Origin of the sequence: Aestuariibaculum sediminum (assembly GCF_014596945.1) — a bacterium.
In the GTDB taxonomy this organism is placed as follows: Bacteria; Bacteroidota; Bacteroidia; order Flavobacteriales; family Flavobacteriaceae; genus Aestuariibaculum; species Aestuariibaculum sediminum.
This window is the reverse complement of the sequence record NZ_JACVXB010000001.1, coordinates 821,762-840,192: the sequence shown is the minus strand read 5'-3', so window position 1 is coordinate 840,192 and position 18,431 is coordinate 821,762. Positions and strand designations below refer to the sequence as shown.

Annotated in this window: 19 protein-coding genes and 1 tRNA gene; 14 read left to right on the top strand and 6 right to left on the bottom strand. The window is 32.2% G+C overall.

From position 1 onward, the window contains the following. Nucleotides 1–17 precede the first annotated feature (17 nt). Together ICJ83_RS03870 and rpiB are read right to left on the bottom strand one after the other, a co-directional pair. Complete coding sequence (locus ICJ83_RS03870) at nt 18–935, bottom strand: cation diffusion facilitator family transporter (protein WP_188229027.1); 918 nt, start codon at nt 933–935, stop codon at nt 18–20. Next, on the bottom strand, nt 936–1,370 hold the full coding sequence (gene rpiB, locus ICJ83_RS03865; RefSeq protein ID WP_188229026.1) for a ribose 5-phosphate isomerase B: 435 nt from the start codon (nt 1,368–1,370) through the stop codon (nt 936–938). It abuts the gene before it with no gap. A 699-nt stretch (nt 1,371–2,069) separates the two neighbouring features. Here rpiB and rnr point away from each other — a divergent pair. The 3 genes from rnr (at nt 2,070) to ICJ83_RS03850 (ending at nt 6,092) form a co-directional block, all read left to right on the top strand. Beyond that, the gene (gene rnr / locus ICJ83_RS03860) at nt 2,070–4,262 is read left to right on the top strand and encodes a ribonuclease R (RefSeq protein WP_188229025.1); all 2,193 of its coding nucleotides are present in this window, start codon (nt 2,070–2,072) and stop codon (nt 4,260–4,262) included. 336 nt (nt 4,263–4,598) lie between these two features. After that, nucleotides 4,599–5,273, top strand: a complete 675-nt coding sequence (locus ICJ83_RS03855; protein WP_188229024.1) for a head GIN domain-containing protein — start codon at nt 4,599–4,601, stop codon at nt 5,271–5,273. A 138-nt stretch (nt 5,274–5,411) separates the two neighbouring features. After that, nucleotides 5,412–6,092 carry a LysE family translocator gene (locus ICJ83_RS03850; protein ID WP_188229023.1) on the top strand — a complete coding sequence of 227 codons (681 nt, stop codon included), beginning with the start codon at nt 5,412–5,414 and terminating at the stop codon, nt 6,090–6,092. Nucleotides 6,093–6,128: 36 nt separating this feature from the next. On the opposite strand, the gene ICJ83_RS03845 is transcribed toward ICJ83_RS03850, so the two are convergent. From ICJ83_RS03845 to ICJ83_RS03835, 3 genes are all read right to left on the bottom strand, one after another. After that, nucleotides 6,129–6,200 (bottom strand) — tRNA-Cys (locus tag ICJ83_RS03845). A 204-nt stretch (nt 6,201–6,404) separates the two neighbouring features. After that, complete coding sequence (gene folB / locus ICJ83_RS03840; protein WP_188229022.1) at nt 6,405–6,776, bottom strand: dihydroneopterin aldolase; 372 nt, start codon at nt 6,774–6,776, stop codon at nt 6,405–6,407. A gap of 3 nt (nt 6,777–6,779) precedes the next feature. Beyond that, nucleotides 6,780–6,986: a zinc ribbon domain-containing protein gene (locus ICJ83_RS03835; protein ID WP_188229021.1), complete on the bottom strand. Its 207-nt coding sequence runs from the start codon at nt 6,984–6,986 to the stop codon at nt 6,780–6,782. Nucleotides 6,987–7,124: 138 nt separating this feature from the next. On the opposite strand from ICJ83_RS03835, the gene ICJ83_RS03830 reads away from it, so the two are divergent. The 10 genes from ICJ83_RS03830 (at nt 7,125) to ICJ83_RS03785 (ending at nt 16,677) form a co-directional block, all read left to right on the top strand. Beyond that, nucleotides 7,125–9,140, top strand: coding sequence for a glutamine--tRNA ligase/YqeY domain fusion protein (locus ICJ83_RS03830; RefSeq protein WP_188229020.1), 2,016 nt, complete (start codon nt 7,125–7,127; stop codon nt 9,138–9,140). Between the two features lie 298 nt (nt 9,141–9,438). Continuing rightward, entirely contained in the window at nt 9,439–9,921 is a 483-nt protein-coding gene (locus ICJ83_RS03825; protein WP_188229019.1) for a DUF1761 domain-containing protein, read from the top strand. A 72-nt stretch (nt 9,922–9,993) separates the two neighbouring features. Next, the gene (locus ICJ83_RS03820) at nt 9,994–11,142 is read left to right on the top strand and encodes a GNAT family N-acetyltransferase (RefSeq protein ID WP_188229018.1); all 1,149 of its coding nucleotides are present in this window, start codon (nt 9,994–9,996) and stop codon (nt 11,140–11,142) included. A gap of 70 nt (nt 11,143–11,212) precedes the next feature. After that, nucleotides 11,213–11,440: a hypothetical protein gene (locus ICJ83_RS03815; RefSeq protein ID WP_188229017.1), complete on the top strand. Its 228-nt coding sequence runs from the start codon at nt 11,213–11,215 to the stop codon at nt 11,438–11,440. 155 nt (nt 11,441–11,595) lie between these two features. Further along, on the top strand, nt 11,596–12,291 hold the full coding sequence (locus ICJ83_RS03810) for a hypothetical protein (RefSeq protein ID WP_188229016.1): 696 nt from the start codon (nt 11,596–11,598) through the stop codon (nt 12,289–12,291). 266 nt (nt 12,292–12,557) lie between these two features. Further along, complete coding sequence (locus tag ICJ83_RS03805; RefSeq protein ID WP_188229015.1) at nt 12,558–13,475, top strand: NAD(P)-dependent alcohol dehydrogenase; 918 nt, start codon at nt 12,558–12,560, stop codon at nt 13,473–13,475. Between the two features lie 15 nt (nt 13,476–13,490). Further along, nucleotides 13,491–13,841, top strand: a complete 351-nt coding sequence (locus ICJ83_RS03800; RefSeq protein WP_188229014.1) for an SdpI family protein — start codon at nt 13,491–13,493, stop codon at nt 13,839–13,841. A gap of 127 nt (nt 13,842–13,968) precedes the next feature. Next, nucleotides 13,969–15,627, top strand: a complete 1,659-nt coding sequence (locus ICJ83_RS03795; RefSeq protein WP_188229013.1) for a sensor histidine kinase — start codon at nt 13,969–13,971, stop codon at nt 15,625–15,627. Beyond that, nucleotides 15,614–16,246, top strand: coding sequence for a response regulator (locus tag ICJ83_RS03790; protein ID WP_188229012.1), 633 nt, complete (start codon nt 15,614–15,616; stop codon nt 16,244–16,246). Before ICJ83_RS03795 ends, ICJ83_RS03790 begins: the two co-directional genes overlap by 14 nt. Before the next feature lie 101 nt (nt 16,247–16,347). Then, complete coding sequence (locus ICJ83_RS03785) at nt 16,348–16,677, top strand: hypothetical protein (RefSeq protein ID WP_188229011.1); 330 nt, start codon at nt 16,348–16,350, stop codon at nt 16,675–16,677. A 62-nt stretch (nt 16,678–16,739) separates the two neighbouring features. Here the strand turns inward: ICJ83_RS03785 and ICJ83_RS03780 are convergent, their stop codons facing one another. Further along, nucleotides 16,740–17,666: an SPFH domain-containing protein gene (locus ICJ83_RS03780; RefSeq protein WP_188229010.1), complete on the bottom strand. Its 927-nt coding sequence runs from the start codon at nt 17,664–17,666 to the stop codon at nt 16,740–16,742. A gap of 76 nt (nt 17,667–17,742) precedes the next feature. Between ICJ83_RS03780 and ICJ83_RS03775 the strand changes: the two genes are divergently transcribed. After that, a complete protein-coding gene (locus ICJ83_RS03775) occupies nt 17,743–18,426 on the top strand; it encodes a hypothetical protein (RefSeq protein WP_188229009.1) in 684 nt (227 codons plus the stop codon). Nucleotides 18,427–18,431 lie beyond the last annotated feature (5 nt).

The window sequence follows — 18,431 nt, the reverse complement described above, 5'->3', positions numbered from 1 at the left end:
ACAAGATAATAAAAATATTAATCTTGTACAATAACCTCCTTATCGTCTGATTTTCTGAATTCTGGCTGAATATTCACATGATTGATATTATACCTTATTAACACTAAATCTTCAATATTGTGTAAAACTTCATCGAACTGAGATAACGTAATATCTTTATAAAAATCAATATGAGCTTCTAGATGAACTTCATCCTCATTAAGCTGCCAAACATGCACATGATGTACATTTTTAATACCTTCAATAGCATTAATTTCCTTAACTATTTGTTTTACTGGTATGTGATCTGGCGTAAATAACATAAGCACTTTAGTTGATGTTTTTAATAAATCGTATCCCATATAAATTAAATAGATAGCAATAGCTAAGGTAAGTACACTATCTACCCAAAAAACCTGATAAAACTTCATTAATAAACCACCAATAAGTACGGCAACACTTGCTAACATATCTGTTAATAAGTGTAAATATGCACTACGCATATTCATGTTAGAATTGGCATCTTTTTTTAGTAGTAACACACTGGCACCGTTAGCAATAATAGCTATTAAAGACAACCAAATAACCAGTCCTGTTTTAATTTCTTCGGGATGTTGAAAACGTTTTACAGCTTCAATAATTAAAAGAATTGCTACAATAATTAAAGTTGCTGCATTAATGAAGGCTGCTAATATTTCTGCACGTTTATAACCAAATGTTCTGTGTATTGAAGCTTCTTTTTTAGAAAGTTTATTAGCTATATAACTAACTATTAAAGATAAAACATCACTAAAATTATGAAGCGCATCACTTAATAATGCCAGACTTCCAGACACTAAACCACCAATAATTTGTGAGGCCGTAATAACTATATTTAATACTATAGATATTAAAAGATTACGGCCTTTTAAATCTTCGTGCGCATGCGCGTGGTTATGCGAGTGCCCGTGCGACATTTAGCAAGATAAAGGTATTTTATCAATACGTGTTTGATGTCTGCCACCTTCAAATTCGGTATTTAAAAACACATCCACCATTTCAATAGCTTGTTGGATAGCTGTAAATCTTGCTGGAATACATAAAATGTTAGCATTATTATGACTACGAATTAAATGTACAATCTCCTTGTTCCAACATAATCCAGCACGTATTTTTTGGTGTTTATTAGCAGTCATTGCCACACCATTAGCACTACCGCAAATTAAGATTCCAAAATCGGCATCTTTATTCTCAACATCGGTAGCAACTGGATGTACAAAATCGGCATAATCTACACTACTGTCACTATCGGTACCATAATTTTTTACAGTAAAACCTTTTGATTCTAAATGCTTTACAATAGCAAATTTATAATCGGTTCCGGCATGATCGTTTCCTATAGAAATATTCATTGTTTATATATTAAAGTAAATAACAATACAAAAGTACTAACTAAAAATGATTTACGTGAATTGTGTAATAGTATATTAACAACTTGTTAATACCTGTTAATACTTACTCAAAAATAATTTATTGTTTTCTCAATTTTTTTTCCAATCAAAAATCAATAACAGTTCACCAAAAAATAAGTCTACTTTTTTTAGCATAATTATAAGACTAAAAAATGGGTGATATAAACATGATTATTAAAATTAAATATTAAAAAAAAGCTGTTACTAACGGTTATCAACAACTGTTAATAGTAGTTTAAAAGCGTTTTATTACTAGCTATTTAACTATGCTTTTATCTGTTAATATCCCTCTAACAGTTTGTAAAGAACAAATATTCCTAATCAATCCTAAAAAAGTTATTCTAGATATTAACAGACAATAATAACACATCATTTTTTTTTAATTTTTAAAAGAAGATAAATGATTATTATATCTATTGTGGATAACTCGATATTTAACTTTGGTTTTAAAGTTTTATAGTTGTGATTATGACTTTTTAATATTCGAGGCTGTTTTTGTAATTTAACATAAGCTAAACATAGTTTAAATTTTTAATTGTAACTTTGAAGAAGAAATAGCAAATACTTCGCTTTTATTTAAGCTATTTTTTAACTGAATTTCCTGTATCTTAGGAAATGACAATGAATCAATGAAATTACATGAGTAAAAAAAGAAAAAGGAAATCGAAAAAAGGTATTTCCAACCTATCAAATACCATTCTTAGTATTTTAAAAAAAGAAAGAAATCAAACTTTCAACTATAAACAAATTGCTGCAAAGTTAGGCGTTAATGATGCCAGTAGCCGAAATCAAATTATAAAAAAATTACGCGACCTACAAGGTAAAAAGGAAATAGAAGAAGTAGAACGCGGTAAATTTAAAGCTGTTATTAATACCGAATACCATACAGGTATTTTAGATCTCTCAGGCAAAGGGACTGGATACGTTATTTGCGATGACTTCGATGAGGACGTGTTTATAGCTTCAAATAATATCAATAAAGCATTAAATGGAGACGAAGTTGAATTTTACGTGTATAAGCGCCGTAAACGCGGTAAAATTGAAGGAGAGATAGTCAATATCATAAAACGAGAGAAAAACGAATACGTGGGCGTTATTCAGCTTCATGAGAAGTATGCATTCGTTATTGCCGACAGCAATAAAATGTATAAAGATATTTTTATCCCGATTAACAAGGTTAATAAAGCTGAAGATGGCGATAAAGTTTTAGTTCGATTGGAAGATTGGCCAGAGAAAGCCGATTCACCTTATGGAAAAGTTATTGAAGTTTTAGGAAAACCAGGAGAACATAATACAGAAATTCATGCGATTTTAGCAGAATATGGTTTGCCTTTTGAATTTCCTTATGAAGTTGAAAAATTTGCTAATGATTTAGATACTTCAATAACCAAAGAAGAAATTGCCAGGCGTCGCGATATGCGTAACGATTTAACCTTTACTATCGATCCAAAAGATGCTAAAGATTTCGATGATGCCTTATCCTTTACCTTACTTAAAGATGGTTTGTATGAAATAGGAATTCATATTGCCGATGTATCGCATTACGTTAAGGAAGGTACAGTTTTAGATGATGAAGCTTACGAACGGGCAACCTCTGTTTATTTAGTTGATAGGGTAGTACCTATGTTACCAGAAGTACTTTCTAACAACGCTTGTTCGCTACGTCCACATGAAGAAAAATATACGTTTTCGGCTGTTTTTCAAATGAATGATAAATGCGAAATTAAAAACCAGTGGTTTGGTAGAACTGTAACTTATAGCGATGCGCGTTTTGCTTACGAAGAAGCTCAGGCTATCATCGAATCAAAAACAAATGAAATTCCGCAAGAGGTGTCGTTAACTGGTAAAGCATATCAAACCGATGAAAAAATAGCAGAAGCCATTTTAAAAATGGACGAACTGGCGAAAAAAATGCGCAACAAACGCATGCGCAACGGTGCCATTTCGTTCGATAAAGTGGAAGTAAAATTTAATCTTGACGAAGAGGCAAATCCAATTGGTGTATTTTTCAAAACCAGTAAAGACGCTAATAAACTTATTGAAGAATTTATGTTGTTAGCCAATCGAAAAGTTGCTGAGTTTATAGGAAAACAATCGCCGAAAAAAACATTTGTTTATCGAGTTCATGATGAGCCAGATGTGAGTAAACTTGCAAACTTACAAGGCATCGTTTCGAAGTTTGGATACAAACTAAATTTTAAAGATAGAAAAACCACATCGGCTTCGTTAAATAATTTATTAAGTGAAGTTGTTGGTAAAAAGGAGCAAAATTTAGTTGATACGCTTACCATAAGAAGTATGAGTAAAGCCGAATATACAACGCATAATATTGGGCATTACGGACTGGCTTTTGATTATTACAGCCATTTTACATCACCTATTCGTCGTTACCCCGATGTGATGGCGCATCGCTTATTACAACATTACCTCGATGGTGGAAAATCGGCTAATGAAGAGGCTTACGAAGATAAGTGTAAACATTCCAGCGATATGGAAAATTTAGCCACTAAAGCCGAACGCGATTCTATAAAATACATGCAAATTCGGTTTATGGAAGATCACAAAGATCAAAATTTTGTTGGTGTAATATCTGGTGTTACCGACTGGGGAATTTATGTCGAAATTATCGAAAATAAATGTGAAGGTATGGTAAGTGTTCGTGATATGAACGACGACCATTATGCTTTCGATCAGGATTTGTATGCCATGATAGGTCGATCGACAAAAAATATGTATCAGTTAGGTGACGAGGTTGTGGTAAAAGTTAAAAATACCGATTTGGTTAAAAAACATCTCGATTTTAACCTTATTGGTAAATATGAAAATGAATAATTTTTATTTCAAATAAACATTAAGGCGAATGGCAAGCCACAGCGCTATCCGCTGTAGTTTTGTAAAATTCGTCAGTTCGAGTGAATTTTTCGATTGAAAATGAGAAAAATTTGTATTGAGAACCTAATTTTAAAAAAGCTGCTGCTACTATCCTTTGGCAGGGTAAATAACTTAAAAAGACTTTGTAAAACTGAAGCGTCAGTTCAAGTAATTTCGAAGAACGAAAAATTGTATCAAGAACTCTTAAATTTATTGTTTTTAATAAAAATCCAAAACCATATTTACTACGGTACAATTATTGATAAAATCACTCCTAAATTAAAATTTTAATTACAAATGAAAACCTTAATAAAACTATTCGTTTTTTGTATAACAACAATCATTTACGCTCAAGCACCCGTTGAAACGGAAATTGGAGAATTCAACGAATTAAAAGTATACGATTTAATTCAGGTGAAACTGGTAAAGGCTAATGAAAATAAGGCCGTAATTTCTGGTAAAAATAAAAACAACGTGGTTTTTAATAATAAAAACGGTGTTTTAAAGATTAAAATGGAATTCGAAAAACTTTTTGATGGCGATGCTACAAATGTAACTTTGTATTATACTTCTTTTGATACTATTGATGTAAATGAAGGATCTAAAGTTGAAAGCGATGATGAAATAAAACAGTTTGAAGTTAATTTACGTGCTCAGGAAGGTGGTATTATTAAAGTTCCAATTAATGTTTCAGTTGTAAACACAAAAGCAGTAACTGGAGGTATTGTTGAAACAAAAGGAACCGCTAAAGAGCAAACTGTTGCTTTAAGAACTGGTGGCGTTTTTAAAGGTACTCATTTAGAAACTAAATATACCGATGTAACCATAAATGCGGCAGGCGAAGCTTATGTAAGAGCTTCTGAGCAGGTCGATGCAACCGTACGTGCTGGTGGAAATGTTTATATTTATGGAAAACCAACAACTATTAACGAAACGACTGTTATAGGAGGGAAAGTGCATCGAATGAATTAACAATCTTATTTTCAATATAGATGATAAACCGGTAACATAATTATCGGTTTTTTTTTGCTAAAATCTACCTGTGTAGCGGTCTAACATTTAATTTATAAAATATATTTCTTTACTTTGTGTTGAAACTCTCGCATAATTATGTTTGATGATATTTTAGCCGCTATTCCTTTTGGAATTGTGTTAGCATTTACTATAGGTCCTGTTTTTTTTGTACTTCTTGAAACGAGCATTACTAAAGGATTTAAAAGTGCCTTAATTTTTGATTTAGGCGTTATGTTAGCCGATGTCGTTTTTATTTTTGTAGCATTTTTTAGTACTAATAAACTACTGGATAAAATAAAAGACGATCCAAACTTTTTAATTTTCGGTGGCGTACTATTGGTTGTATACGGTATTATTTCATTTATGAAAACTTCAAAATCGTTTCGTGAAATCGTGCGTGAATATCATAAAGTACAGATAAAAAAGGGTTATGGAAAATTATTTTTAAAAGGTTTCCTTCTTAATTTTATCAATATTGGGGTACTGTTAGGCTGGGTGGCGTTTATTGTATTAGGAAATACGCTAACCACATCAAAAGATGGGGTAATTATTTTTTTGGCGACTATTTTAATAGTTTATTTTTTAATAGATTTAGTAAAAATTGCCGTTGCAAAAAAACTGCGACATCATTTAACACCACGCTTAATATTTAAAACCAAAAAAATAATTGCCTTAGTAATTTTAGGATTCGGTGTATTATTACTTACACAGGGATTCTTTCCGAAAGAAAAGGAATTGATTAAGGAAAGATTAGAGAAGATTAATCCTATAAATTAAAAAAACCTTCAAGATTTCTTGAAGGTTTTTTTGTTGAGGCGTCGAGCGGATTCGAACCGCTGTAGCAGGTTTTGCAGACCTGTGCCTAAGCCCCTCGGCCACGACGCCATTAAATTAACTGCAACGATATTAATTTCGATTACGAAGTAAATCTACAAAAAATATATGTACTGCCGTTAAGCGGATGCAAATGTAAAAAAAAATAAGACTTTACAATAGCTTAAAATTAATTTTTAATCGATAATAGAGATTAAAATTAACTCCGGCTTTATTTAAAAATAAAAAATTAACAAGTAGCGGGTAGATAGTATGTTAATCCTGAACAGTTTTGCGTCGGTCTATCATCTTGATAGTTACTTTTTCTACATCACCACCAATGGGAGGATTTAATTTACTTACCCAAACGGTCGCTTTTCTCACTAAAGCATCTTCTTTAAAAATTCGGTCTAAAATTCGGCGAGCTACCGTTTCTAAAAGGTGAGATGGTTTAGCCATTTCTTCTTTTATAATGCGATTTAATAAAACGTAATCTACCGTGTCTTTTAAGTGATCTGATTTTGCCGAAGGTTGCAAGTCGGCTTTTACTTCTAAGTCAACACGATAATCACTACCTATTTTAGTTTCTTCTTTTAAACATCCGTGATAAGCAAATACACGAATATTTTCTACTTTAATTATGCCCATGGATTATGTAAATAAATCAAAAATATTACTTAATGCGCTGGTTTTTGCTTTATAAAACTCGGTATAGGTACAATTGGAACAGGTTACCGAAGTGAATTTCTTGTTTTGAACATCAAAAATTTTCGACAAGGTACCACCAGTTGCACGTATTTCTCCAGTTTCAAAAGTTTTATTCGCACATTTAGGGCAAATGTAGTTAGTATTTTTCATTGTTTATAACGGGGTTTAGAAGATTTAAATTATTAGTAACGTTTAGTTAAATTTTGTTACGCTTATAGTCAATATTCCATTATAATAACTTGTTTTTATGTAATTTTGAGCCTTATTTAGTTGAAATAAAATTCACGTATGTCTGAAGAAAGAAAATCGCTCAATTTTTTAGAGCAAATTATAGAAGAGGATTTGGCTAATGGCATGCCAAAAAACAACCTTAGATTTCGATTTCCACCAGAACCAAACGGTTATTTACATATTGGTCATACTAAAGCTATAGGTATTAGCTTTGGTTTAGGAGAAAAATATAGCGCGCCAGTAAACTTACGTTTCGATGATACTAATCCAGCAAAGGAGGAGCAGGAATATGTCGATGCAATTAAAGAAGATGTGGCCTGGTTGGGTTATAAATGGGATAAAGAACTGTATTCTTCAGATTATTTTCAGCAGTTATACGACTGGGCGGTTCAATTAATTAAAGACGGAAAAGCGTATGTGGATTCGCAAACTAGCGAAGCCATGGCCGAACAAAAAGGAACTCCAACACAACCTGGTGTAGATGGGCCTTACAGAAATCGTACCATTGAGGAAAATTTAGATTTGTTCGAACGAATGAAAGCTGGTGAGTTTAATGAAGGTGAACATATTTTGCGTGCTAAAATAGATATGCAGCATCCCAATATGCTTATGCGCGATCCTATAATGTATCGTATTATGAAAAAGCACCATCACCGTACAGGAAACGATTGGTGTATTTACCCAATGTACGACTGGACCCATGGCGAAAGTGATTATTTAGAACAGGTATCACATTCGTTATGTTCTCTAGAATTTAAGCCTCACCGTGAATTATACAACTGGTTTAAAGAGCAGGTTTATAATTATAGTAAAAACGAATATCCGTTATTACCTAAACAACGTGAGTTTGCCCGTTTAAACTTAAGTTATACCATTATGAGTAAGCGCAAATTACTACAATTGGTTAATGATAAAGTGGTTGCTGGTTGGGACGACCCGCGTATGCCTACTATTTCAGGGTTACGCCGTCGTGGTTATACACCTGCGGCATTAAGAAAATTTGTTGAAACCGTAGGGGTAGCTAAACGAGATAATGTTATCGATGTATCACTTTTAGAATTCTGTATTCGCGAAGATTTAAACAAAACCGCACCGCGTGTTATGGCGGTTTTAAACCCGGTTAAAGTGGTTATTACTAATTATCCGGAAGGCAAAGAAGAGTGGTTAGATGCCGAAAACAATCAGGAAGACGAAAGCGCCGGATTTAGAAAAGTGCCTTTTTCTAGAGAAATTTATATTGAAAAAGACGATTTTAAAGAAGAAGCAGGAAGTAAGTTTTTCCGTTTGAAATTAGGTGGTGAAGTGCGTCTTAAAAATGCGTATATCATTCAAGCGAATAGTATAGTTAAAGATGATAACGGTGAGATCACTGAAATTCATTGTACCTATTCCGAAGACACGGCTAAAAAAGTAAAAGGAACGTTGCATTGGGTATCTATAAAACATGCGGTTAAAGCCGAAGTTAGAGAATATGATCGTTTGTTTATGGATGAAGCTCCCGACAGTCATCAGGATAAAGATTTTATGGAATTTTTAAATCCGAAGTCCTTAAAACTTATTGAAGCTTACGTCGAACCAAGTTTAGTTGATGCTAAAATCGGCGACCGATTCCAGTTCCAACGTCTGGGGTATTTTAATGTAGATAATGATTCAACGTCGGATAAATTAGTATTTAATAAAACGGTTGGTTTACGCGACACTTGGGCAAAACAAAAACCAGCTAATTCGCAAAATAATAATCAAAATACTAAGCCAAAAAATCAGCCACCAAAGAAAAAAGCTATTGATGTTATTCAGCAATTGGGTAAAAAATACACCAATTTACCCGAAGCTAAACAGCGAAAAGTAAAAACTGAGATTTTAGAATTAGCTAAAGAGGTACGTTACGAAGAACTTCAACCGTTATTCAATACGGCTATTAAAAAAGTTGGAACACGAATCGCCGTGACGCTTACTTTAGGTGTTTTATTGGATAATGGTTTAGAAAAAAATAGCGAAGTTCAGGAATTTATAGATAAAGCTTTAGAAGACAAAAACCCTATTTTAGTAACCGAGGCTCAGAGTATTAATTAGTGTTTCAAAGGCAAATGGCAAGCCATCGCGCTATACGCTATAGTTTTGTAAAATTAGGTTCTCGATACCAATTTTACAAAAGTTACCGCTGCTTTCGCTTTTGCAAAATTATAAGTCATTTGGAGTACAATGTAAAATAAATAATTTAAGTTTAGATAACCTTGAATGTATTGTTGTTTTCCAAATGACTTTCGTCTTTTAAATTTTGAACCGCTTAAGATTTTATTTTAAAAACGGACTTAACAAACTCAAGATTATTTTAGCTATATTTAGAGTATCTAACTATAACTAATTAATCATGGAATTTAATGTATTAGCAATTCTTGTTGCTGCAATTTCGGCCTTGGTCGTAGGATCAATTTGGTATAATCCTAAAGTTTTTGGTACTACTTGGATGAAGGCTGCCGACATGACTGACGAAAAAATGAAAGGCGCAAACATGGGCGTTATTTTTGGTTTAGCACTATTTTTTGCTTTTTTATTAGCCTTCGCACTTCAGGTTTTTACCATTCACCAAACAGGAGCAATAAGCATGGTTGGTGGCGATATAGATAATGCTTTACCCTCATTTCATGCATTTATGGAAGACTACGGTACGGCTCACAGAACTTTTGGTCATGGAGCTTTACACGGAGTCATAGCAGGTATTTTTGTTGCGCTCCCAATTCTGGGTACTAATGCCCTTTTTGAACGTAAAAGTGGAAAATATATAGTTGTCAATGCGGGTTACTGGATTGTAACATTAGCTATTATGGGTGGTATAATTTGTGCTTGGCAATAATTTTTGTAATTTTTAAAATTATATAGAGACTGAAGGAAACAACTTCAGTCTTTTTTATTTTCTTTGGAGCATATGTATAAAATATATAGCGATGTTACGCATTTACCCGATTCATGGAATTCGTTTGTTTCGCACGATATTTTTCTTCAATCTCAATATTTAAAAGCATTAGAGCATGCCTCGCCCGATAATATTAAGTTTTATTATATAGGTGTTTTTAAAGACAATGAATTAGCAGGTGTTGCTATTGTACAGCGTGTGAAGCTGTACTTAAAAGATATGTTTAGAACCACTCAAGTTTCCTGTGCTAAGGATTTTTTTAAAAATCAGGTTTCAAAAATTTTAAAAGGTAACCTTTTAGTGGTTGGAAATTTAATGCATACTGGTCAGCACGGTATCTATTTTGATGGAGCCTTGATAAGAAGTGATGTATTTTTAAATACCGTTTTTGAAGCCTTAGAAGATCTGGAAAAAAGCATATTTACCAATGAAAATAAAAAAATACGTGCTTTGGTATTTAAGGATTATTTTCTAGATGATGCTATAAATAATGAGCATCAATTTTTTAACCTGCATAACTTACATAAAGTAAAGGTGCAACCTAATATGATTATGGGAGTGTCTAAAAGTTGGGAATCGTTTAATGATTATTTGTCGTCGTTAAATAAGAAATATAGAGCTCGATACAAACGGGCTAGAAAGAAGCGTAATGGGGTATTAACAAAAGAGCTTGACTTACACGATATTAATCACCTTCAGGATAAGCTGTATTCCTTGTATTTAAATGTGTCTAATAATGCTAAATTCAATACGTTTATACTGCCAAAAAATCATTTTTATCAATTAAAACTTCAGCTAAATAATAGATTTAAGGTTTTTGGTTATTATTTAAATGATCAGCTTATTGGGTTTTATACCCTAATTTTAAACGATAAGGATTTAGAAACTTATTTTTTAGGGTACGACGCCGAGCACCAATATGAAAATCAGTTGTATTTAAATATGCTTTACGATATGGCTGAGTTTGGTATAAATAATAGGTTTTTAAATATAGTTTATGCGCGAACTGCAATGGAGATTAAAAGTTCGGTAGGCGCAGAGGCTAAACCAATGGTTATGTACTTAAAACACACCAATGGTTTATTAAACGCTGTTTTAAAACAGGTTTTTAAATTAATGAATCCTAATCAGCAATGGGAAGCAAGACATCCTTTTAAGTAGTGTTAAAATCCTTTTATAAACGCTTAAAAATTAATATATTAAGGAAGTCTTTAATTAATTTTATAATAATATGAAACCTTTAACCAAAACACTATCCAAAATATCGCATCTTATACGTTATATAGAAACTGATTATCCCGAACTTTATCAGCATTTAGATGAAAATCCGGTTACTTTAACCAATACTATGAGTCCTAAGTTGGATTTAGACATCGAATCCATGCAGAATTATTTAGATACTTTAAAATCTATTCTTCATAATTATAAACTGGAAAAAGGTATTATCGCTTCTTCATAAATAGTAATACGTCACGTTATTCTAATATAGAAAAATTTAGAGATCAATGTCTTATAAAAAAAAATAGCTTACGATTTTATAAATAATTTATTACAGTTTGAATTTGTACTTTAAGTAATACTCTTATATCTTAGAGGGAAACATGAATCAGAAGAATGAGATACATCAATCTAATTATAATTTTACATCTAACTCTTAGTTGTTCAAACCAAAAAGAAATAACGGAATTTGAAAAGATTTTAGGAAAAGAAAACAGCGCAACACTAACTTGTCTTGTGAATGACTTTGAATCTGACTTTTTAAAAAGACAATACCCTAATATAGGCATAAAAAAGGCTTACAATCAATTCTTAGCGGAATTATCTAAAGGAAAGACGGAGTATCGTCAAAACATTTCTGAAAACAGCAGGGAATATTTAAAAAGAAGCACATTAAGATTAGAAATTTACAGCGTTCCAGATTCTATTTGGATTGAAAGTGACCCTAAAAAACTGACTTTCTACAAAAACAGTGATGCGACGTTAAATATCCGACGAAAACATTTAAAGTCAGACGGAACATTTAGATATGAAACATCAGTATCAGATTTTCGATACAAAGAACCTATCGATGAAGATTCAATACTAGTCGAATCTCGAAAAAATTGGAGTGATATAAATTATGATGGAAGCTATTCGAGGGCATTAAACGCAATATCAAATAAATCGGATTTTCTAACGGAATATATTAAAATACGTGACGCTGCTGGAAAAATTAATCCTGATATTTTTGCTGAGCGAATGCTGGAATCAAAAGTTGATTTAAACGACTATTTCATAAAACGATTAATAATAACCGAAATAGTTTATTAAAAAAATAAATACGATTGTCCATAACGTGTATAATTAATTGCTTGGTTCTTTGTTACTCGGAAAATCCTTTGGATTTCTCTAAGGGTCAGTTTCCTTTTGTTAAATTAGTTGTGCGAGACTCGTAACTAAACATGCACCAACCGTTGCCATTCATTGTGACCAAACGCAAAAGAAATAATAATTTTAACCACATGAACAACAGAAATTTTTTATTAATTCTGATATTGGTAACATTTAAATAGTTCAACAATTTCTAAAAATTAACTATGAAAGCAGTAGTTCATGAAAAATATGGGCCACCAGAAGTCCTTAAACTAAAGGATATCGAAAAGCCCAAACCTAAAGATGAAGAAATTCTGGTAAAAATACATGCAGCTACCGTAACTACAGGAGATGTTAGACTAAGAAGTTTTGATTTCCCTTGGATATTTTGGCTTCCTGCAAGATTAATTTTCGGACTTTTCAAACCTAAGAAAAAAATTTTAGGACATGAATTGGCAGGAATTGTTGAAGAAACTGGAAATAGTATAACTAGATTTAATGTTGGAGATTGTGTATTTGGAACCACTACAATGTTAAAAACAGGTTCGTATGCTGAATATATATGTTTACCACAAAAATGGAAACACGGTGTAGTTGATTTAATGCCTAAAAACTTGAGTTTTCATGAAGCTGCGGCATTACCTGTTGGAGCAATGGCGGCTATATACCTTTTGGAGAAAGCTAATTTAAAAAAAGAACAAAACGTTTTAGTTTATGGTGCATCGGGAAGTGTTGGAAGCTATGCTGTTCAAATCGCAAATCAGAAAGGTGCCTCGGTAAAAGGTGTTTGCAGTGCTTCCAATTTTGATATGGTAAGATCATTAGGAGCTTCAGGTTTATTAGATTATAAAAAGGAGGACTATTCTAAAGGCGTTGAAAAATTCGATATAGTTTTTGATGCTGTTGGAAAAACTACAAAATCAAAAGCAAAGAAGGTGTTGAAAACAAACGGAGTATTTATTTCTGTAAAAATGCTAACCAAAGAGAAAGATGAACACCTTAAACTTATAAAAAAAATGGCCGAGAACGGGCAGTTAAAACCTTTTATAGATAAAACCTTTAAGCTTAATGATATAGTAAAAGCACATGCGTATGTTGACCAAGGGCGAAAAAGAGGAAATGTGACTATTGATATCTTATAATCATCATCCATAATTATGACGTTCAATTTTATCATAATATTTACAAGTATCCTGACGGGTTCTGTTGGATTAATTGCCGGAGCAATTTTAAAAAAATATCCTCCAAAAGACATTAATTGGTGGTATGGATATCGAACAAAACGAGCAATGGAAAGTCAGGAAAAATGGGATTTTGCACAGAAATGTGGAGCAGAGAATATGATAAAATATTCATTAATTTTATTTTTCACATCGATAGTAGGGTTTTTTATCGATGAACGAAATCACCTTCTATCTCTTGGAATAGTTATGTTTACTAACCTTTTGTGGGTGTTTTTGATTGTTTATAAAACGGAAGCAAAGCTGAAAATTACATTCGATAAATAGAAATTATCACATCAAAGATATGTTTAGTAAAACAACGTTCAAAAATAATGCTTAGATTAGTACTTCATCGTGTATACAGTGGTATTTGTATAATGTTAATCAATTTTTATCTCATTTCATTTTAATTATGCGCATTAAAACCCTTATAGTTGTTATCGTTAATAGCTTAATTTTTATAGTGGTTTTAATATTATCCATCACCTTTTATAATGAGTTTTCAAAGGTTATAGAGGACCGCATTTTACTTCAGTTAAATTCTATAAAAACGTTAAAAAAAGTTCAGATTGAAAAATTAATTCAAAATGAATGGAATACGTTTAAAAAAGACGGGGTTCCAGAAGATTCTGTGTTAATGTCAACACAAAAAATTCCACAGAATTTCAAATCTGGTATTTACGATTTATCCGAATACGATCAATCTGGTGAACCTGTCATTGGATTAATAAAAAGTGAAAATGAAAAAAGGTTTATAAAACAAATTGATTATAATAAATTAAAGTCCATTTTACTAGAGCGGACAGGCATGGGAAATACCGGAGAATCTTATTTGGTAGGTGCAAATTACACCATGCGTTCGCCTTCCAGATTTTGGCCAGATAAAATGCCTACTCAAATTACAGTAGACACAAAAGGCGTTAAAGAAGGTTTATCTGGAAATGAAGGCAGAGCTGTAATTAAAGATTACCGAGGCGTCGAAGTTTATAGTGTATACGGGCCAATTTCTATATCACATTTAAACTTAGCTATACTTTCTGAAATTGATAGGAGCGAGGTAATAGCTCCTTTACAAAAATTAAAAACTCGGCTTATTGGTTTAATTATCGTTACCATGGTTATAGCTGTTATTTTATCACTTTTTATTACACGTTATATCACGGCACCAATTATAAATATGCAAAGAAGTCTAAAAATTATGGCTTCTGGAAATTATCATAAAAGCAAAGGTTTCAATAAAAATTCTATTGAAATCAGGGAAATGTTTAATGCATTAGATAATTTAAAAAAGGCATTACAGGGAGCTGTTACCTTTTCTAAAGAAATTGGGGAAATGAATTTAAATGCGGAGTATACCCCAAAAGGAGATAACGATGTATTGGGGATAAGTTTATTAAAAATGCGTGATAAGCTTATTGAATTTAGGAATAACGAAAATAGAAATCGCATCAATACAAAACGATTAATGGTTGATGGATTGGAAAACGAAAGGCGTAGACTATCACGAGAGTTGCACGATGGTATAGGTCCGTTATTAACCTCTTTAAAATTTTATGTTGAAAATAGAATTGAGAATAAAAAAAAGCGAAAGGAAATGATTAAATTGTTGGATGCAACGATTTCGGAAATCCGATTAATGTCTAACGATTTAATGCCATCAACTATTGATGATTTTGGTGTTGGTGCCGCTTTGCGTAATTTCGTAGAAAATGTTAAACAATCTTCTGATATTGATATCGTATTTGAAGATTTAACGAATGCAGAAGAAAGTAGAATAACAAAAAATCAAGCTATTAATTTATTTCGAATAGGACAGGAATTGATAAATAATAGTCTAAAACATGCACAAGCCAAACATATAAGATTATCCTTGTCGGAGTTTGAAAATTTTATTTCCTTTTTTTATTTCGATGATGGTATTGGTTTCAATATGGAAACCGTAAAATTAGGTTCAGGTATAATTAATATTAAGGAACGCGTTGAAATATGTAACGGTAAAATAGATATAAATTCCCAGAAAGGAGAAACAACATTTGAAATAGAACTTCCCGTAAATTATGATTCCAATTAATCTTATTATAGCAGACGATCACGAACTATTTAGAAATGGTTTAACCGAGTTGTTAAAGAAATATGACGATGTTAATATCATTAAAAGTGTTGCCGACGGAAATGCCTTTTTTGAGGTTATTAAGGAACATCCAGAAATTGATATTGTATTATTAGATATTACCATGCCAAATATGGATGGATTTGAAGTATTAAAGCAACTAAAAAGCTTAAACTCTAAAATAAAGCCTGTAATCATTTCTATGCATGATGATGGTAACTATATAGCAAAATGTGCAAAAAGTGGCGCATATGGCTATTTATTGAAGAATACAGACCAGGACGAGCTTATTAAGGTTATTAGAATTGTAAATAAGGGTAAAAAATATTTTAGTCCGACAATTGCTGAAAAAATGATCAATTTTATGTCTGATCAAAAGGTAAGTGAAAATATTTTATCAAAAAAAGAAAAAGAAGTGTTGGGGTTAATAGCCGAAGGGTTGACAACAAAAGTAATAGCATCGCAATTATTTGTAAGTAGCCGAACGATTGAAACACATCGGGCTAACATTTTAAAGAAACTGGAAGTAAAAAATACCGCCGAATTAATTAAAAAAGCCACGCAATTAAATTTAATTTAAGGTCATTTATCCGTATTTATACGGATTAAAATTCCGTGATTTCGCATATCTCAAAAACATAGGTTTTGCATGTAACTTTGTAAAAACAAAATACATATATCATGAAAAATCTATTATTTATCCTTGCTTTTGTGTTTGTATCTTTTAGTGCATTTTCTCAAGATAGAAGCGATTTAAAAGGTCCAGCATATAAAAATTATAAACCTTGGAAACATAAAACTGAAGCCAAACCTGCTTTTACAAGCGAAACAAAGTCTAATTTAACAGGACCTGCTTATAAAAACAGAAAAGTTTGGAAAAAGGAATCCGATGCAGAATATACAAAGGTAGCTACAGGTCATGAAAGATCTGAGTTAATGGGACCTGCATATAAAAATTACAAACCTGGTAAAAAGGACAAAGAAGCTCGTATTTATACAGCAAGTAATTAGTAGTTACTTCATAATTGAAAACTAGATAAAAAGCCCTTCAATTGAAGGGCTTTTTTGTTTTATTAATCGTTAGTTTTTTTATTTTTCTGTTGTTTCATGGCTTCTCCAATTTGGTTGCTTGCGGTAAAACTGGCAACCATGTCGTTAAGCATGTTGCTTCCGGCCTGTGGCGCATTTGGTAGTAAAATTAAATTACTATTAGTTTCTTCTCCTAACGATTGTAAAGTATCGTAATGTTGTGTCACGACAATAAGGGCGGAGGCCTCCTGACTATTTATACCAACACGGTTTAAAACTTCAACCGATTCTTCTAAACCCCTTGCTATTTCACGACGTTGGTCGGCAATACCTTGACCTTGTAAACGCTTACTTTCGGCTTCCGCTTTGGCTTTTTCAACAATTAAAATTCGTTGCGCATCACCTTCATATTGTGCAGCTGTTTTTTCACGTTCTGCAGCATTAATGCGATTCATGGCTGCTTTAACCTGTGCATCGGGGTCAATATCGGTAACTAAAGTTTTTATAATATCGAAACCATAATCTAACATGGCGTCATTTAATTCTGCTTTTACAGCTAAGGCAATATCATCTTTTTTAACGAAAACGTCATCGAGTTTCATCTTGGGTACCTCGGCACGTACCACGTCAAAAACATAACTGGTTATTTGGTCGTGAGGATAATCAAGTTTATAAAAGGCATCATAAACTTTATCTTTTATTACTTTATACTGCACCGAAACTTTTAAGCGAACAAAAACATCATCTAAAGTTTTCGTTTCTACAATAACATCTAATTGCTGAATTTTTAAACTAAGTCTGCCCGCAATTCTATCAATAAGCGGAATTTTTAACTGAAACCCAGAATGGCGAATGCTCTGAAATTTTCCAAAGCGCTCAATAATAGCAGCGGTTTGTTGTTTTACGGTAAATACAAAGGAAATAAAAATAAAAGCAACGAGTATAACGACGGGAATGTAGAAGAAGTTCATGAGAATATTTAATTAAGTTATAATAAATTAAGATACAAAAATTATATGTTATATTTGGTTGATAAACTACTAACCAATGAATTTTAAACCTTTCTTTTTATTAGTAGCCATTGTGCTATGTTTTGTTACAAAATCTTTTTCTCAACATCGAAATTATCAAATCACTAATGGCTTTTCTATATTTGGAGCCATGACTCAATTTGATATTGCTACCGACAATTTTACTACCAGTAAAGAATGGGGTTTTTTAGGGGGAATGTGGGCTACTGTCGATATTCCACACCGCTGGTATAATGTTAGTTTTGGAATGCAACTTTCAGAGAGTAATATAGGTGTTTCTAGCCGTCCTGAAATTATCAGTAATGAACAGGAATTTGTAGAATATAAAATGTTTGCTGCTCAAATAGCATTATTAGGGCATATTAAATTAGGTACGCCTCATGTAACTTTAGATTTTGGGCCGATGTTACAGTATAATAGCGATTTGGAACTAAAGGATAAAGCCTATGAAGACTATTACGTTAATAATTATAACCTGTTACAGGCAGCAGATATTACAAGCATAACACGTTTTAATATTAATGGAGTTGCAGGTATTACTGCAGGGTATAAGTATGTAAAACTACGAGCCCAGTATTTGTACGGGGCCACCAATATGTTAAAGAAATTGAATTCGAAAAATTTAAATACCGACGGCGGAAAATCTACGTTTAAAGGACATCAAAATATGTTGGTGTTAGGATTAAATGTATCCTTTTAGTCAAT

Excerpts from the sequence above, each read along its gene's own strand:
- ICJ83_RS03775 (WP_188229009.1), top strand. The coding sequence starts at position 17,743 with ATGAATTTTAAACCTTTCTTTTTATTAGTAGCCATTGTGCTATGTTTT.
- ICJ83_RS03805 (WP_188229015.1), top strand. The coding sequence starts at position 12,558 with ATGAAAGCAGTAGTTCATGAAAAATATGGGCCACCAGAAGTCCTTAAA.
- ICJ83_RS03825 (WP_188229019.1), top strand. The coding sequence starts at position 9,439 with ATGGAATTTAATGTATTAGCAATTCTTGTTGCTGCAATTTCGGCCTTG.
- ICJ83_RS03835 (WP_188229021.1), bottom strand. The coding sequence starts at position 6,986 with ATGAAAAATACTAACTACATTTGCCCTAAATGTGCGAATAAAACTTTT.
- ICJ83_RS03785 (WP_188229011.1), top strand. The coding sequence starts at position 16,348 with ATGAAAAATCTATTATTTATCCTTGCTTTTGTGTTTGTATCTTTTAGT.
- ICJ83_RS03855 (WP_188229024.1), top strand. The coding sequence starts at position 4,599 with ATGAAAACCTTAATAAAACTATTCGTTTTTTGTATAACAACAATCATT.
- rnr (WP_188229025.1), top strand. The coding sequence starts at position 2,070 with ATGAGTAAAAAAAGAAAAAGGAAATCGAAAAAAGGTATTTCCAACCTA.
- ICJ83_RS03815 (WP_188229017.1), top strand. The coding sequence starts at position 11,213 with ATGAAACCTTTAACCAAAACACTATCCAAAATATCGCATCTTATACGT.
- folB (WP_188229022.1), bottom strand. The coding sequence starts at position 6,776 with ATGGGCATAATTAAAGTAGAAAATATTCGTGTATTTGCTTATCACGGA.
- ICJ83_RS03870 (WP_188229027.1), bottom strand. The coding sequence starts at position 935 with ATGTCGCACGGGCACTCGCATAACCACGCGCATGCGCACGAAGATTTA.
- ICJ83_RS03795 (WP_188229013.1), top strand. The coding sequence starts at position 13,969 with ATGCGCATTAAAACCCTTATAGTTGTTATCGTTAATAGCTTAATTTTT.
- ICJ83_RS03790 (WP_188229012.1), top strand. The coding sequence starts at position 15,614 with ATGATTCCAATTAATCTTATTATAGCAGACGATCACGAACTATTTAGA.
- ICJ83_RS03780 (WP_188229010.1), bottom strand. The coding sequence starts at position 17,666 with ATGAACTTCTTCTACATTCCCGTCGTTATACTCGTTGCTTTTATTTTT.
- ICJ83_RS03800 (WP_188229014.1), top strand. The coding sequence starts at position 13,491 with ATGACGTTCAATTTTATCATAATATTTACAAGTATCCTGACGGGTTCT.
- ICJ83_RS03820 (WP_188229018.1), top strand. The coding sequence starts at position 9,994 with ATGTATAAAATATATAGCGATGTTACGCATTTACCCGATTCATGGAAT.
- ICJ83_RS03850 (WP_188229023.1), top strand. The coding sequence starts at position 5,412 with ATGTTTGATGATATTTTAGCCGCTATTCCTTTTGGAATTGTGTTAGCA.
- rpiB (WP_188229026.1), bottom strand. The coding sequence starts at position 1,370 with ATGAATATTTCTATAGGAAACGATCATGCCGGAACCGATTATAAATTT.
- ICJ83_RS03810 (WP_188229016.1), top strand. The coding sequence starts at position 11,596 with ATGAGATACATCAATCTAATTATAATTTTACATCTAACTCTTAGTTGT.
- ICJ83_RS03830 (WP_188229020.1), top strand. The coding sequence starts at position 7,125 with ATGTCTGAAGAAAGAAAATCGCTCAATTTTTTAGAGCAAATTATAGAA.